This window comes from Microbacterium sp. NPDC060132 (assembly GCF_042729675.1).
GTDB classification, from domain to species: domain Bacteria; phylum Actinomycetota; class Actinomycetes; order Actinomycetales; family Microbacteriaceae; genus Microbacterium; species Microbacterium sufflavum.
The window spans coordinates 1,174,072-1,188,491 of sequence record NZ_JBHWXU010000001.1 but is presented as its reverse complement, the minus strand read 5'-3'; the positions used below and the strand labels follow the sequence as shown (position 1 = coordinate 1,188,491).

General features: G+C 71.9%; 16 protein-coding genes. 8 read left to right on the top strand and 8 right to left on the bottom strand.

Translation table 11 applies throughout. From position 1 onward, the window contains the following. Positions 1-43 precede the first annotated feature (43 nt). Positions 44-1,546 (top strand): hypothetical protein, encoded by a 1,503-nt coding sequence (locus ACFWCH_RS05935; protein WP_378803124.1) that lies wholly within the window; start codon positions 44-46, stop codon positions 1,544-1,546. An 11-nt stretch (positions 1,547-1,557) separates the two neighbouring features. Here ACFWCH_RS05935 and ACFWCH_RS05930 read toward each other — a convergent pair whose 3' ends face one another. Next, positions 1,558-2,622, bottom strand: a complete 1,065-nt coding sequence (locus tag ACFWCH_RS05930) for a LacI family DNA-binding transcriptional regulator (RefSeq protein ID WP_378803123.1) — start codon at positions 2,620-2,622, stop codon at positions 1,558-1,560. A gap of 62 nt (positions 2,623-2,684) precedes the next feature. Between ACFWCH_RS05930 and ACFWCH_RS05925 the strand changes: the two genes are divergently transcribed. Further along, positions 2,685-3,923 (top strand): MFS transporter, encoded by a 1,239-nt coding sequence (locus ACFWCH_RS05925; RefSeq protein ID WP_136036518.1) that lies wholly within the window; start codon positions 2,685-2,687, stop codon positions 3,921-3,923. Positions 3,924-3,926: 3 nt separating this feature from the next. On the opposite strand, the gene ACFWCH_RS05920 is transcribed toward ACFWCH_RS05925, so the two are convergent. Then, on the bottom strand, positions 3,927-4,574 hold the full coding sequence (locus ACFWCH_RS05920) for a response regulator (RefSeq protein WP_378803122.1): 648 nt from the start codon (positions 4,572-4,574) through the stop codon (positions 3,927-3,929). Further along, a complete protein-coding gene (locus ACFWCH_RS05915; protein ID WP_378803121.1) occupies positions 4,571-5,779 on the bottom strand; it encodes a sensor histidine kinase in 1,209 nt (402 codons plus the stop codon). The genes ACFWCH_RS05920 and ACFWCH_RS05915 overlap by 4 nt, the downstream gene beginning before the upstream one ends. A 115-nt stretch (positions 5,780-5,894) precedes the next feature. Between ACFWCH_RS05915 and ACFWCH_RS05910 the strand changes: the two genes are divergently transcribed. Continuing rightward, entirely contained in the window at positions 5,895-6,854 is a 960-nt protein-coding gene (locus ACFWCH_RS05910) for a GAP family protein (protein WP_378803120.1), read from the top strand. 40 nt (positions 6,855-6,894) lie between these two features. Further along, the gene (nucS, locus tag ACFWCH_RS05905) at positions 6,895-7,590 is read left to right on the top strand and encodes an endonuclease NucS (protein ID WP_136030957.1); all 696 of its coding nucleotides are present in this window, start codon (positions 6,895-6,897) and stop codon (positions 7,588-7,590) included. A 15-nt stretch (positions 7,591-7,605) separates the two neighbouring features. Here the strand turns inward: nucS and ACFWCH_RS05900 are convergent, their stop codons facing one another. Beyond that, positions 7,606-8,058 (bottom strand): response regulator, encoded by a 453-nt coding sequence (locus ACFWCH_RS05900; protein ID WP_378803119.1) that lies wholly within the window; start codon positions 8,056-8,058, stop codon positions 7,606-7,608. A 156-nt stretch (positions 8,059-8,214) separates the two neighbouring features. Between ACFWCH_RS05900 and ACFWCH_RS05895 the strand changes: the two genes are divergently transcribed. Beyond that, entirely contained in the window at positions 8,215-8,880 is a 666-nt protein-coding gene (locus ACFWCH_RS05895; RefSeq protein ID WP_136034353.1) for an HAD hydrolase-like protein, read from the top strand. Positions 8,881-8,970: 90 nt separating this feature from the next. Here the strand turns inward: ACFWCH_RS05895 and ACFWCH_RS05890 are convergent, their stop codons facing one another. Next, positions 8,971-9,177, bottom strand: a complete 207-nt coding sequence (locus ACFWCH_RS05890) for a cold-shock protein (protein WP_136034351.1) — start codon at positions 9,175-9,177, stop codon at positions 8,971-8,973. A gap of 504 nt (positions 9,178-9,681) precedes the next feature. Here ACFWCH_RS05890 and ACFWCH_RS05885 point away from each other — a divergent pair. Next, positions 9,682-10,503, top strand: a complete 822-nt coding sequence (locus tag ACFWCH_RS05885) for a shikimate 5-dehydrogenase (protein WP_378803118.1) — start codon at positions 9,682-9,684, stop codon at positions 10,501-10,503. A 16-nt stretch (positions 10,504-10,519) separates the two neighbouring features. Here the strand turns inward: ACFWCH_RS05885 and ACFWCH_RS05880 are convergent, their stop codons facing one another. Beyond that, the gene (locus ACFWCH_RS05880; protein WP_136036882.1) at positions 10,520-10,957 is read right to left on the bottom strand and encodes an SRPBCC family protein; all 438 of its coding nucleotides are present in this window, start codon (positions 10,955-10,957) and stop codon (positions 10,520-10,522) included. A 145-nt stretch (positions 10,958-11,102) separates the two neighbouring features. On the opposite strand from ACFWCH_RS05880, the gene ACFWCH_RS05875 reads away from it, so the two are divergent. After that, positions 11,103-12,431, top strand: a complete 1,329-nt coding sequence (locus ACFWCH_RS05875) for a cytochrome P450 (protein WP_378803117.1) — start codon at positions 11,103-11,105, stop codon at positions 12,429-12,431. Between the two features lie 101 nt (positions 12,432-12,532). Next, positions 12,533-13,717, top strand: a complete 1,185-nt coding sequence (locus ACFWCH_RS05870; protein WP_378803116.1) for a zinc-dependent alcohol dehydrogenase — start codon at positions 12,533-12,535, stop codon at positions 13,715-13,717. Between the two features lie 11 nt (positions 13,718-13,728). On the opposite strand, the gene ACFWCH_RS05865 is transcribed toward ACFWCH_RS05870, so the two are convergent. Together ACFWCH_RS05865 and ACFWCH_RS05860 are read right to left on the bottom strand one after the other, a co-directional pair. Continuing rightward, positions 13,729-14,061, bottom strand: a complete 333-nt coding sequence (locus ACFWCH_RS05865; RefSeq protein WP_378803115.1) for a hypothetical protein — start codon at positions 14,059-14,061, stop codon at positions 13,729-13,731. Between the two features lie 152 nt (positions 14,062-14,213). Then, positions 14,214-14,348 carry a hypothetical protein gene (locus ACFWCH_RS05860; protein ID WP_275089379.1) on the bottom strand — a complete coding sequence of 45 codons (135 nt, stop codon included), beginning with the start codon at positions 14,346-14,348 and terminating at the stop codon, positions 14,214-14,216. Positions 14,349-14,420: the final 72 nt, after the last annotated feature.

The window sequence follows — 14,420 nt, the reverse complement described above, 5'->3', positions numbered from 1 at the left end:
GCCGGGCGGTTCGCGGGTCTGCGCGACGTGCCAGAGTGTTCGCATGCACGGGGGCGCACGGAGGGAGCTGGCGGGGTGGCTCACGGCCCTCGCGATCGCCCTCGTCGCGGCGGGTCAGCTCGCCGCATCGCCCCGCTCCTCGCTGCTCTTCCGTGACGGGGATTCCCTGGTCGTGGGACTGATCTCGCGCGCGATCCTCGACGGCGGCGGGGTCGGCGAGTGGGCGCTGTCGAGCGTGCTGTTCCTTCCGGAGTCCGCCGTGCACGTCGCCCTCGGCGCGCTGCTGCCGCTCGACGTCGATGGCCTGCTCGCGGTGAACGCGGTGGTCAACCTGCTCGGGTTCTACGGCGTGGCGCGGCTCGTCGCCGGTCGTCGCCGCGCGGGTGCCGCCCCGGTCGCGTGGTCGCTCGCGGCGCTCGGGGTGTTCGCGCTTCTCGTGTTCACCGAGGCGTCGCCGTCGCGCGATGCCCTCGAGCTCGCGTCGCTCTCGCTCACGACCACCTACTACGCCGCGACCACGATCGGAGCGGTCGCCGCGGTCGGTCTGGCCCGCCGCTTCCTCGACCGCCCGGGCGGCGGGGTCGTGCTGCTCTGGGCCCTCGGCGCGACGGCCGCGGTGTCCACGCTGACCAATCCGCTGTTCGCGGCCTGGGCCACGGTGCCGCTGCTGGCCGTGCTGGTCGTGCTCGGGTTCTCCGTCCGGAGCCGGCGGCCCGCGCTGCTGCTCGGCGCGGCCCTGCTCGGCGGCACGCTGCTCGGCTTCCTCTGTCGCATTCCGTTCTCGGCATGGATCGCGAACACGGGCGCCGGCTACGTGCAGCCGTGGCGGTGGCGGGAGTCCCTCGAGCTGTACGCCGGGCTGTTCGCGGGCCGGCTCTCGACGCCGCCGGGGGTGCTCGCGCTGGTCGTGGTCGCCGCCCTCCTCGCCCTCGCGGTGATGCGCATGCGGCGGGCATCGGCGCCCGGCGCGCGGCTCGTCGCCGCGGTCGCGTGGGTTGCTCCCGCCCTGGTGCTGCTCGGGGCGGTGGCGCTCGGCACCCAGGCCGCGCGATACCTCCAGCCGCTGGCGTTCGCGCCGGTCCTGGCCCTGGTCGCCGATCCGCGCGCCGTGCTGCCGTCGTCCCGGCTCGTGCGCGGTGCGGTCGCGGCGCTGGGTGCCCTGCTGCTCCTCGCCGCCGGACTGAGCGTGCCGCGACTGGCGGCCGCCGCGCAGGCACCCGACGCCGACCTGACCTGCGTCACCGACTGGGTCGACGCATCGGGACGCACGGGTGCCGGGCAGTTCTGGACCGTGCGGCTGCCCAAGCTGCACCTCGACGACCCGTCACGCCTGGTGCAGGTCGACCACGCGCTGAACGGCTACGCCTGGCTGGTCGACCGGCGGGACTTCACGGTGGGGGAGGTGTCGTTCCTGGTGGAGGACGCGCAGACCGTGCCGTGGCAGCTGCCCGCCGGGGTCGAACCGGTGGCGACGATCGAGTGCGGGCGGTACCGCATCCTGGACTTCGGCGAGACGGCGCTGCGCCTCGGTCCCGCGCATTCCTGAGGGCAGGCGGCTCAGCGCGCGGGGGGCGGCGCGGTCGTGGTGCCCGCGCGGAAGCGGCACGAGAGGTCCTGCGTCTCGCCCGGCTCCCCGCGGAGCATGCGCGCCACCTGCTCCCCCGCCGCGCGACCCTTCTCGACCGCGGGCTGCACGCTCGTGGTGAGCGTGAGGTCGCCCAGGCCGTCCAGCGCGATGCCGTCGAACCCCGCCACCGACAGGTCCTCCGGCACGCGCAGCCCGAGCTCCTCCGCCGCGCGGATCACGCCGACCGCGAGCAGGTCGCTCTGCGCGAGCACGGCCGTCGGACGCTTCTCCGGGTCGGACAGCAGCATGCGGCCCACCAGGATGCCCTCGTCGATCAGGCTGCCCGACGCGGAGATCGCCGGGGCGTCGGGGAAGATCTCGCGCATTCCCCGGAGCCGGTCGACCGTGACGTCGACGGTCGCGGTGGCGAGTCGCTCCGGCGTGATGAGGGTGCGCTCGCGGTCGGCGTCGAGCGCGAGCGTGACCAGTGCGACGTCGCGGTGCCCGAGTTCGCGGACGTGCCGGGCGACGTCGGCGGAGGCGGCCACGTTGTCGAGCGTGATGCGCGGCACGTCGAGCCCGGCGTCGCCCTCGATCACGACCACGGGGAGGCCGCGCCCCCGCACGATCTCGAGTGAGGCCCGCGTGCGCCCGGAGCACCCGATCAGCACGACCGCGTCGACCGGGGCGCTCGCGATCGCGGACCCGTCCTCGCCCGGCTCGTCGCGCATCAGCAGGATCCCGGCGCTGAGGTCGGCGAGTCCATCGGTGAGGCCGTCCATCATCGCGGTCGTCACCGGGTCGAGGAACGCGGCCCGCAGGTGGCCCTCCAGCACGACCGCGACGATGCCGCTGCGGCCGCGACGGAGCGAGGCGGCGCGGGGGTCGGGTCCGGTGTAGCCGAGCTCGGTCGCCGCGGCGAGAACGCGGTCGCGCGTGGCGGGGGCGACCTTGGCCTTGCCGCTGAAGACCACGGACGCGGTGGAGGTCGCGACCCCCGCCTCGCGCGCGACATCCGCGATCGTGGGTCGGCGCGGGGTCTCCCTGCTGCTCATACTCCGAGGATAGCCGGGATCTGCACTCCGGCGTCGAATCGATTCGATATAGGCTGTGGGTCATGGACACCGCCCTCACCCGCTCGCAGTTCGTGCGCTGGCGCACCGCGATCTTCGCCATCTTCCTGGCCAGCGGCCTCTCGATCGCGACCTGGGCATCGCGCGTGCCGGGTATCAAGGAGGCCCTCGGTCTCGACAACGCGCAGGTCGGACTGATCCTGCTCGGCATGGGCATCGCCTCCATCCTCGGCATCTCCACGAGCCCCGCGGTCATGGCGCGTACGGGTGCGCGTCGCGGCATGCTCCTGTCGATGCTCACGTTCGCCGCCGGCATCGCGCTCGTCGGACTCGGAGCCACCGTGTTCGCCTCGGTCCCCCTGGTGCTGGTCGGCATGGTGCTGTTCGGCTTCGGCAACGGCTGCGTCGACGTGATGATGAACGTCGAGGCCACCGCGATCGAACAGCAGATGGGCCGCACGATCCTTCCCGTCTTCCACGCGTTCTTCAGCTTCGGCACCGTCCTGGGCGCCGGTATCGGTGCGCTCGCGGCGCACCTTCGCATCGATGTCGGCACGCACGCGATCTCCGTCGGGGTCTTGATCGCCGTGATCGCGGTGATCTGCTTCTTCCAGGTGCCGGTGCGAGAGGCGGCCCTCGACCCGGAGGAGCACGAGAAGCCGCCGTTCCGCCAGCGCCTGCACACCGCGCTGGAGGCGTGGCGCGAACCGCGCACCTACCTGCTCGGCACCGTCATGCTCGGCATGTCGTTCGCCGAGGGCGGCGCGAACGACTGGATCGCCCTCGGCACCGAGCAGGGCCACGGTCTCGCCGAGGGTTCCGGTGCCGTCGCCCTCGCCGTGTTCTCGACCGGCATGACCGTCGTGCGCCTGTTCGGCGGCCCCCTGGTCGACCGCTTCGGCCGGGTGCTGGTGCTGCGCATCCTCGCCGCGACGGCCGCCAGCGGCATCCTGCTGTTCATCCTCGCGCCGACGCTGCCGCTCGTGCTGCTCGGCGCCGCGCTCTGGGGTGTCGGCGCCTCGCTCGGGTTCCCGCTCGGCATGTCCGCCGCGGCCGACGACCCGGCCAAGGCCGCCGCCCGCGTGAGCGCCGCGGCCACGATCGGCTACGTCGCGTTCCTCGGCGGCCCGCCCGTGCTCGGCGTGATCAGCGAGCACATCGGCCTGCTCAACACGCTGTTCATCCTGGTCGCGCTGGTCGTGGTCTCCGGGCTGTTCTCCGGGGCCGCCCGCCCGCTGCGCGACGACGAGAAGACCCCCGCCACGACCGCCGCCCGGAGCTGAGGCTCAGCCGCCGCACGCCCGGACGAGTGCCGCCGCGTGCGAGCGGCTGCGCGCACCCAGCTTCGCGAGCACGTTCGACACGTGCGTCTTCACCGTGGGCACCGAGATGCGCAGCCGGGCGGCGAGCTGCGCGTTCGACCAGCCCTGCAAGATCCCGTCGAGCACCTCCTGCTCCCGCGCGGTGAGCTCGCCCAGGGCGGGGGTGGCGGCGGCGGGCGGACCGTCGACCGCGGACTCCGCCACCGCGGCGAGCGCACGCCTGGTCACGCGCGGGTCGAGGGCGCCCTCGCCCGCCGCGACCCCGCGCACCGCCTGCACCAGCGTCGGCGCATCCACGGTCTTGAGCAGGAACCCCACGGCCCCGGCGCGGATCGCCGCGAGCACGAGCTCGTCCTCGTCGAAGCTGGTGAGCACCAGCACGTCCGCCAGACCCCGGTCGACGATCTCCCTCGTGGCCGAGACGCCGTCGCGCCCCGGCATGCGCAGATCCATCAGCACCACGTCGGGGCGCAGGGCGGCGGCGTTGCGCACGGCCACCTCGCCATCGGCCGCTTCGCCCGCCACCACGATGTCGTGCGTCTCGAGCATGATGCGCAGCCCCGCACGGATCGCGCCGTGGTCGTCCGCCAGCAGCACCGTCGGGGCGCTCACGACCGCGCTCCCGCCGGCAGCCGCGCCTCCACGGTCCAGCCGTCGCCGTCGGGCCCCGCCTGGAACACGCCCCCCAGCGCCGCCACCCGCTCCCGCAGCATCTGCAACCCCCACCCCTCGCTGTCGTGTCGCATCGGGGCGACCGCTGCCGTCCCGCCGAGCGACCGCACCCGCACCAGCGCCTCGTCGCCGGAGCGTGCGATCCGCACCTCGACCTGCGCACCCCGCGCGTGCCGCACGCAGTTGCCGAGCGCCTCCCGCACCACCCGCACGACCGCCTGCTCGCCGCCCCCGCCGAGATCGCCGAGGTCGCCGAGCTCCGCCGCGTCGAGGCGGACCGTCAGCCCCGACCGCCGCGCCTCCTGCACGATGCCGTCGAGGTCCGCCCAGCTCGGCGTGGGCATGAGCGGGCCGCCGCCGCGGCGCAGCACCGAGATCATCGACCGCAACGCACCGTGCGCGTCGAGGCCCGCGTCGCGCACGGCCCGCAGCGCCGCCCGGTCGTCGGAGCGGTCCGGACGCGTCGCGAGCGCCGCCTCGGCCCGGATCGCCATCGCCAGCACGTGCCCGGCCACCACGTCGTGCAGCTCGCGCGCCATGGCCTCCCGCTCCCGCTGCACGGCCTCGGTGCGGTCGCGTTCCGCGGCGGCGGCGGCGTCCTCGGCGCGTTGACGGTGCAGCTCCGCCAGCTCGTGCGCCTGCGAGACCGCGACCGCCCACCAGTAGTCGGTTCCGAAGATGGCCCCGAACTGCACTCCGAACAGCACGGCCACCGGCACGTCGACGTCGGCGAACAGCAGTGCGGCGAAGAACAGCGCCGCGGTCGCCGTGCCCAGAGAGATCAGGAGCACGCGGCGGCCGCGCGGTCCGGCGCGGAACGCCGCCATCCACAGCACGTCCAGCAGCACGACCAGGGTGCCGACGCCCCCCACGGTGAGCAGATCGGCGAGGAACAGCACCGCCACCAGCACCAGCACCGTCCACGGCCGTCGTGCCTTGCCGAGCGAGAGCACGCACGCCGGAACCGCGAGCACCAGCGCCCACCACGGCGACACGTCGTCCGACAGCAGCGAGAACGGACCCCAGAGCCCGTGGAAGCCGAAGGCGGCCATGACCACGGAGAGCACCAGCGCCCCGAGCGGATCCGCCCACCAGCGGTGGCGCCGATACCAGGCGCCGAGACCGCCCTCGCCCCGTTCGTGCATGACCTCATGCAACCACGGTGACCGCGGGGTCGCATCCGACGAAGGGATGAGGGTCGTGCGGCAGACGGTACTTTCGCCCGATCCGCCCGGCCGCGCCGGCCACGACGGTGGAGGCATGGAACTCTTCGGCGGACTCCCCCTCCCCCTGTCGCTCGCGGTGCTGGCGCTCATCGACGGGCTCAGCGTGGGCACCCTGCTGATCCCCGTCTTCCTGCTGCTGCACCCGGGGCGCGTGCGAGCGGGTCGCATCGTGCTGTATCTGGTGACGATCGCGGGGTTCTACCTGGCGGTCGGGCTGCTGTTCCTGTGGGGACTGGTGAACCTGGCGGACGTCGCGTCCGACTTCCTCGCGTCCCCGGCGGGGATGATCACGCGGCTGCTGGTGGGCGTCGCGCTGCTGATCACCGCGTTCGCGATGCCCACCTCGAAGCCCGCAGCGGTCGGCGATGGGGAGCGGCAGCCGCCGCGGGTGTCGCCGTGGACCGGGAGGCCGTCCGCCTCCGGTCGCGCCTCCGCGGCGACACCCGACCCGGCCCCGCTGTTTCGAGCGGCCGCCTCCGACCCGGAGCCCGAACCGCGATGGACCGGCGCGTCGTCCGATTCGCCCGTCGCCGCCACGGGTTCCGCTCTCGAACGCCCCGAGTCCGCGACCACGGGGCACGCACCCGCGCGCCCTGGACGCCTCATGCGGTGGCGCGAACGCCTGCTCGACCCGCGCACGCGAGGGTTCGCGGTGATGGCGGTCGCGATCGCCGCGGGGCTCGTCGAGGTCGCCACGATGCTCCCCTACCTCGTGGCCATGGCGATGCTCGCCGACGCGGGTGTCGACACCCCGTTCCGCGTGCTCGCGCTGGTCGGCTATTGCGCGCTCATGATCGCGCCCGCCCTCGTCCTCTTGGTGCTGCGGCTCGTGGCGGCGCCGCTCGTGCAGCGCCCGCTGGAGCGCTTCGCGGCGTGGATGGAGCGCACGGGCGCCGAGAACACGGCATGGATCATCGGCATCATCGGGTTCCTGATCGCGCGGTCGGCCGCCACCGAGCTCGGGCTGTTCGACGCGCTCGGCTCGATCCTCTGAGCCGGTCGGCGCAGCGTCGGCGACGAAGTAGGCTCGTCGGGTGCGTCTCGTCATCGCCCGCTGCTCGGTGGACTACTCCGGCCGGCTCAACGCCCACCTCCCGCTCGCCACGCGCCTGCTCGTGCACAAGGGCGACGGGAGCCTGCTCGTGCACTCCGATGGGGGAAGCTACAAGCCCCTCAACTGGATGAGCCCGCCCTGCTCCCTCGCCACGGAGGTCCCGGGCGAGGAGGAGGCGACCGCCGGCGTCGTCGAGGTGTGGCGCGTCACGCACAAGAAGACGGGCGATGCGCTGCGTGTGCAGATCTACGAGATCATCCACGACTCGCAGCACGAACTGGGCATCGACCCCGGGCTGCAGAAGGACGGCGTCGAGGCGGACCTGCAGCGCCTGCTGGCCGAGCAGGTCGAGCTCATCGCCGAGGGCGCGACCCTGGTGCGCCGGGAGTATCCGACCGCCATCGGTCCGGTCGACCTGCTGGTGCGTGACGCGGAGGGCGCTGCGATCGCCGTGGAGGTCAAGCGCCGGGGCGACATCGACGGCGTGGAGCAGCTGACGCGCTACCTGGAGCTGCTGGGCCGCGACCCCCACCTCTCCCCCGTGCAGGGCGTCTTCGCCGCGCAGGAGATCAAGCCGCAAGCCCGCGTGCTCGCCGAAGACCGCGGCATCCGCTGCCTGGTGCTCGACTACGACGACATGAAGGGCATCGAGTCGGGCATCCCCCGGCTGTTCTGACACCGCTCGCCGCGGTCAGCGCACGGAGATCAGCCGTCGCGGTGGCCCTTCCAGCCGGGCGACCGCGATCCTGACCTCGGTCACCTCGTGCTCGATCCCCGTCAGCCGTTCCTCCAGGGCCCCGAAACGCGCGTCCATGCCGGAGAATCGCTCCTCCACCATCGCGAACCGCGCATCCGACGCCGCGAACCGCGCATCCATCCGCTCTTCCATGCTCGAGAACCGCCCCTCGACCATCGCGAACCGCTCATCCATCCGCGCATCCGACGCTGCGAACCGCGCATCCATCCGCTCTTCCATGCCCGAGAACGGCCCCTCGACCATCGCGAACCGCTCAGCCATCCGCGCATCCGACGCTGCAAATCGCGCATCCATGCGCGTGACGAGCCAGCCGAAGCCGCTTGCCATCGCGACGATGATCGTCACCGTCGACCCCAGGATGGTGATCACTTCCATCGACACGAACATCTCCCCAGTCTCACTCGCGTTCCCGCCGCTGTCACGACCCTACGGTGCAGCATTCCGCCGTTCGCGCCGCGGCCACGCGATCCGGGGAGCACGCGTGAGACTGCACACCCGTGCAGCAGGACCGGGCAGGCGTCCGCGGACCCATAGGCTGGAGAGATGGCCCCCTCCCCTTACACCTGCGTGCTCTGGGACGTCGACGGCACGATCGTCGACGCCTCGGTCGGCATCCTCCGTCGGCTGCACGTCGCCCTCACGCACTTCGGCCGTCCCGCCCCGACGCGGGAGGAACTGGTGCACTGGATCGGGCCGCCCATGTTCCAGTCGTTCCAGGACCAGGCCGGCATGACGCCCGCGGAGTCCGCCGAGGCCGTGGCGTTCTACCGCACGCTGGGCAAGGCCGACGGTTACACCACGGACGTGCGCACGTATCCCGGTGTCGCCGAGCTCATCCACGACCTGCATGCCGCGGGAGTGCCGCAGGCGACCGCGAGCTCCAAGCCGGAGAACCAGGTCGATGCGCTGGTCGACCACTTCGGTCTCCGGCCCGCCTTCCTCACGACCGTCGGCGCGACTCCGGACGAGGCGACGCTCGCGTCGAAGACCGACATCGTCGCCGAAGCCCTGCGCCGCCTGGGCGCGCTCGGCGTCGACACGTCACGCCCCGTCCTCGTCGGCGACCGCCATCATGATGTCGAGGGCGGCAAGGCCAACGGCGTCCCCGTGATCTTCGTCGAGTGGGGCTTCAGCGACCCGCACGAGGGAGACGACGCGGCGTTCCGCGTCGCCTCGGTCGACGAACTGCGGGCTCTGCTGCTCGGCTGAGCCCGTCACCACTGACGCAGAAAACGGAACTCCCCGTCGAAAGGACGCTCGAGTGCGTTCTTCAGACGGGGAGTCCCGGTGTCGTCCGCGTCAGAGCGGGCGGATGTTCTCTGCCTGCAGGCCCTTCGGACCCTGCGCCACATCGAACTCGACTCGCTGGTTCTCGTCGAGAGACCGGTAGCCGGATGACTGGATGGCGGAGTAGTGCGCGAAGACGTCAGCGCCTCCGTCGTCGGGGGAGATGAAGCCGAAGCCCTTCTCCGAGTTGAACCACTTGACCGTGCCCTGGGTGCTCATGTACTGCCTGTTCTGCTGATCTAGAAGCCGACGCAGGGGTGCACCGACATCGCTAACGCTAGTGGAGGCGACCCCGGCGGCAATAGGAGAGGCAAGAAGGTAATCCAAATGTTGCATGAGCGTCATGCGACCAGCGCGGCGGGGCTCTCGATCCGCTCCCGGAAAATGGTGTGGCCCTCACCGCGGGGGGAGCGATGAGGGCCGAAGACGACCGGAGGGTGCGTCAGAGACAGCCTAACCCCTTTCGGACCTCCTTGTCCCCCTTTTGGGGGACAAATCCGAAAATTGGTGGGAGAATGAACGAGAGCGGCCCCCTCGAGTAGCCCATTGGGGACTGAACTACTCGAGAGGGCCCAATCGCATACACGGATCGTCGTGCCCCTGGGGTGGGCCGTCCGTCTCCTGGGGAGAGACGGAGACGATCAATCCCCTGTGCATGCACCTTCACCATAGGGGAGGACGACCGTTCCCGCCACGGATCCTCGCCGCCGGTAGCCTGAGGCGGTGACGATGCTGAACAAGGACATGACGCTGTGCATCTCGCTGTCCGCGCGACCCAGCAACAACGGAACCCGCTTCCACAACCACCTCTACGAGGCACTGGGGCTCAACTGGATCTACAAGGCCTTCGCGCCGACCGATCTGGCCCAGGCGATCGCCGGTGTCCGCGGACTCGGCATCCGCGGATGCGCGATCTCCATGCCCTATAAGGAGGATGTCATCGCCCTCGTCGATCAGATGGACGCCTCCGCGCGCGCGATCGACTCCGTCAACACCATCGTGAACGACGACGGGGTACTGACCGCCTACAACACCGACTACTCGGCGATCGCGACCCTGATCGCCCGCAACGGCATCGACCCGCGGTCGTCTGTGCTGCTGCGGGGTTCGGGCGGCATGGCGAAGGCGACCGCTGCGGCCTTCCGCGACGGGGGCTTCACCGACCTCACGATCGTCGCCCGCAACGAAGCCCGCGGGCGTGCCCTCGCGGACCAGTACGGCTTCGACTGGCGTCCGGAGCCCGGCGAGGCGACAGCGGACGTGCTCGTCAACGTCACGCCGATCGGCATGGCGGGCGGGGGCGAGGAGCACGCGCTCTCGTTCAGCGAGCAGGCGATCGCGGCATCGACGGTGGTGTTCGATGTGGTCGCGCTGCCGGCGGAGACCCCCGTGGTGGCTGCGGGGCGTGCGGCGGGCGCCACGGTCATCACCGGCGCCGAGGTCGCGACCCTCCAGGCGCTCGAGCAGTTCGTGCTCTACACCGGTGTGCGTCCGACGCCGGCCCAGGTCCAGGCCGCCGAAGACTATATGCGATCCGGGGCATGAATCCCCGCGCAACCGATCACCCGGCACGCCCTTCGGCCAGATAGGCCAGCCGATGCAGCGTCTCGGCGTTGCGCCACCGCAGGATCGGTGCGGTCAGGAAGCGGGGGAGCAGGGTCGCCGGGCCCTTCACGGGTTCCTCGTCGATACGCACCTGGCAGCCGGTCGCCGTCGACCTCGCCCGCAGGGTGACCTGCGCCTCGCCGACCGGCCAGCCGCGCGCACGCAGCACCGCCCGGTGCGGCGGATGCCACTGCAGCAGCTCGGTCGTGTCGTCGAGCAGCGCGGGCCACACGCCGACCGAATGGTGCAGCTGCGCGCCCGGAGCGGGCCAGGCAGCGTCGACATCGCGCATGCGCGACGCTCCGACGACCCACGCGGGGTACAGCCAGCCGTCCGCCAGCACACGGAACACGTCCTCGGTGGTGCACGCCAGGTCTCGGGTGTTCGTCGCCATGGTTCCTCCGTTCCGCCGCCAGTGTGACGGGCGCGCACACCGCCTGCACAGGCGCTTGACAAGCGTCGTCCCCTCACCGCTAGCACAGTCCATCGCCGAACGCTCCCCCCTGGAGGACCGGTCCCAGCGCTGCGAGGGTCGAGTCATGCTCCACAGACTCACCGGCCGGATCTCGCACGGCGTCGAGACGATCGTGCGCGACGACTCCCCGTTCCTCCTGACCCGCGGCTACGACTTCGGAGCCCGCATCTGGCGGCGTGCACGACCGGGCGCCCGGTCTGCCCCGATGCGCCTGCTCGGCGACGAGGCCGCCCTCGTCCGCGGCGCCGAGGGCATCGACCTGTTCTACGACGACAGTCGCATCGCCCGGCACGGTGCGATGCCCGCGATCGTGCAGGAGACGCTGTTCGGGCACGGCTCCGTGCACAGCCTCGACGGCGACGCCCACCGTCACCGCAAGGCGACGTTCGTCGCGGTCGCCTACGAGGACGAGCAGGTCGCGCGGCTCACGCCCTGGCTCGAGCGGGAGTGGGCGCGGGAGCGCGACGCCTGGCTCGACGGCGGCACCCGCAGCGCCTATGACGCGGCCGTCGGGGCGTTCGGACGCGCGATCATGGGCTGGGCGGGCCTTCCGGGGACCCCCGCCGCGAAGACGCGCTGGGCCGCTCGGCTGGCCCAGATCGTCGACGGGTTCGGCGCGCCGTACTCGCCCGCCTACCTCGCCGCGACCGCGAACCGGATGTGGTCCGACCGGCACGCTCAGCGCCTCATCGAGGCCGTCCGCGCCGGAACGCTCACGGCTCCCGAGGGCACCGCGCTCGCGCTGTGGGCCGCGCACCGCAGCGCCGACGGCACCCTGCTTCCCGCCAGGACCGCGGGCATCGAACTGCAGAACAGCATCCGGCCGATGATCGCCGCCGCCCGGTTCGTGGCGTTCGCGGCGAAGCAGCTCCACGACCACCCGGAGTGGCGCGCCCGCATCGCGGCCGAGACCGCGGAACGGCAGGCTCTCGTGGGCGGCGCTCTCGCCACCCGGTTCGCGCAGGAGGTGCGGCGCACGGGACTGTTCGTGCCGATGCTCCCGGGGCGTGCGCTCACCGACATCGAGATCGACGGCGTGCGGGTGCCGAAGGGCGGTCGCGTGGTGCTCGACATCCTCGGCACCGACACCGACGAGCAGTCGTGGGCGCACGCGCACCGCTTCGCCCCGGAGCGCTTCACCGACGTGACCGACCACGAAGAGGTGAAGACGTTCATCCCGCAGGGCGGGGCCGACGTCGCCACGGGACACCGCTGCCCCGGCGAGAAGCTCGTGGTCGCGGGACTCACGGCTGCGATCGCGGTGCTCAGCGACCCGCGGCTGCGCGTGCTCGACGAGGGCCTCGCGGTGAACCGACGACGGCTGCCCACCAAGCCCGCGTCCGGCGGACGGGTGCGCGCGGCCGGCTCCGGCCGCGGCTGCCCCTTCCACTGAGCGCGGGATCGCATGCGCCACGGCACCTGTCAACCGGGTGTTCACACCGACCGGCGACGCGGAGGCTGGGACGACCACAGTCGACCGGAGCAGAGGACATCATGAAGGCACTGACCTGGCAGGGCAAGCGCACGGTGACGGTCGAGGAGGTCCCCGACCCGCAGATCCAGCAGCCGGAGGACGCGATCATCCGCATCACCTCATCGGCGATCTGCGGCTCCGACCTGCATCTGTACGAGCTGCTCGGTCCATTCCTGGGTCGCGGCGACATCCTCGGGCACGAGCCCATGGGTGTGGTGGTCGAGGTGGGCGCGAACGTCACCTCGCTGCAGCCCGGAGACCGCGTCGTCATTCCGTTCAACATCGCGTGCGGGGAGTGCTTCTTCTGCCGTCGCGGCCTGCAGTCGCAGTGCGAGACCACGCAGGTGCGCGAGTACGGCAGCGGAGCAGCCCTGTTCGGGTACACCAAGCTCTACGGCCAGGTGCCGGGCGGACAGGCGGAGTACCTGCGGGTGCCGCTTGCGGACTACAACCACATCAAGGTCGCGCCCGACCTTCCCGACGAGCGCTACCTGTTCCTCAGCGACATCCTCCCCACCGCGTGGCAGGGCGTGGAGTACGCGCAGGTGCCGGAGGGCGGCACCCTCGCCGTGATGGGCCTCGGCCCGGTCGGGCAGTTCGTCGCCAGGGTGGGCCGTCACCGCGGGCACCGCGTCATCGCCGTCGACCCGGTGCCCGAGCGGCGGGCCATGGCCGAACGGCACGGCATCGAGACGCTCGACCTCACCGACACCGTCGTCGCCGAGATCCGCGACACCACCGAGGGCCGCGGGGCCGACTCCGTGGTCGACGCGGTGGGGCTCGAAGCCCACGGGAACAGCGGCATCGAGTTCGTGCAGAAGGCCGTGGGGCTGCTGCCCGATCCCGCCGCGCGACAGCTGCTCGACAAGGCGGGGATCGACCGCCTCGCCGCGGTCTATGCCTCGATCGACGCGGTGCGACGGGGCGGGACCGTGTCGCTGAGCGGCGTCTATGCGGGTGACGCCGACATCCTGCCGATGAAGACGATGTTCGACAAGCAGGTCACGCTGCGGATGGGGCAGTGCAACGTCAAGAACTGGATCGACGACCTGCTGCCGCTCGTGGAGGACGCCGCCGATCCGCTCGGCGTGATGGACCTCACCACGCATCACGCCCCGCTCGACGACGCACCCGACCTGTACCGCACGTTCCAGCAGAAGGAGGACGGCTGCATCAAGGTCGTGCTGCATCCGTCCACGGTGTGACCGTGGGGTGATCAGTCCTCCGCGCGACGAGTGCCGATGCCGGGCTCGTCGTTGTGCTCGGACTCGTCCGGTACCGAGGCGTCGGATGACGGGTCCACGCGGGCGGCCTGCCCGGCGCCCGCGTCGGCCCCCGCACCGCCCGCCGGCACGTTCTCGATGAGGTCGGCGTCGTCCCCGCCCCGCTCGGCGAGGTGCTCCGAGATCGGACCGGCACCGGGTCGGGCGGACCCGGCATCGGGGGACGGATACGTGGGGTCGGTGGGCTCCGCGCCGGACTCGACCCTGTCCTCCTCCTCCGGCTGCATGCGCTCCGGATCGTTCAGGTGGCCCTCGTCGAGCGTCATGGCGTGCTCCTCTCGTCGGATGAGACGTCCAGGGTGCGCCGGATGCCGCACGAGGGGAGGGCCGTTGACAGCACCTCGTCGCGCGGGTATCCGGCGCACCTCTCGGACGCGCATCCGCAGCGTCCGCCGCGATGCCGCCGTCCGGGGAGTCCTCAGCCCTTCGCGCCCTTGCGGGGCTTGAGGAACTCGTCTGGAGCGTTCTTGGCCTTCTTGGCGGCCCGCTTCTCCTTGAGTGAGAGCTGCGGGGCCTTCTTGCTCGCTCGACCCTGGGTGGACTTTCCGGACATGTGCGCTTCCCCTTTTCGTGGCTGGCGTAACCCCTGACCATACCCGGAACGGCATAGAAGTCAAATTTCCTG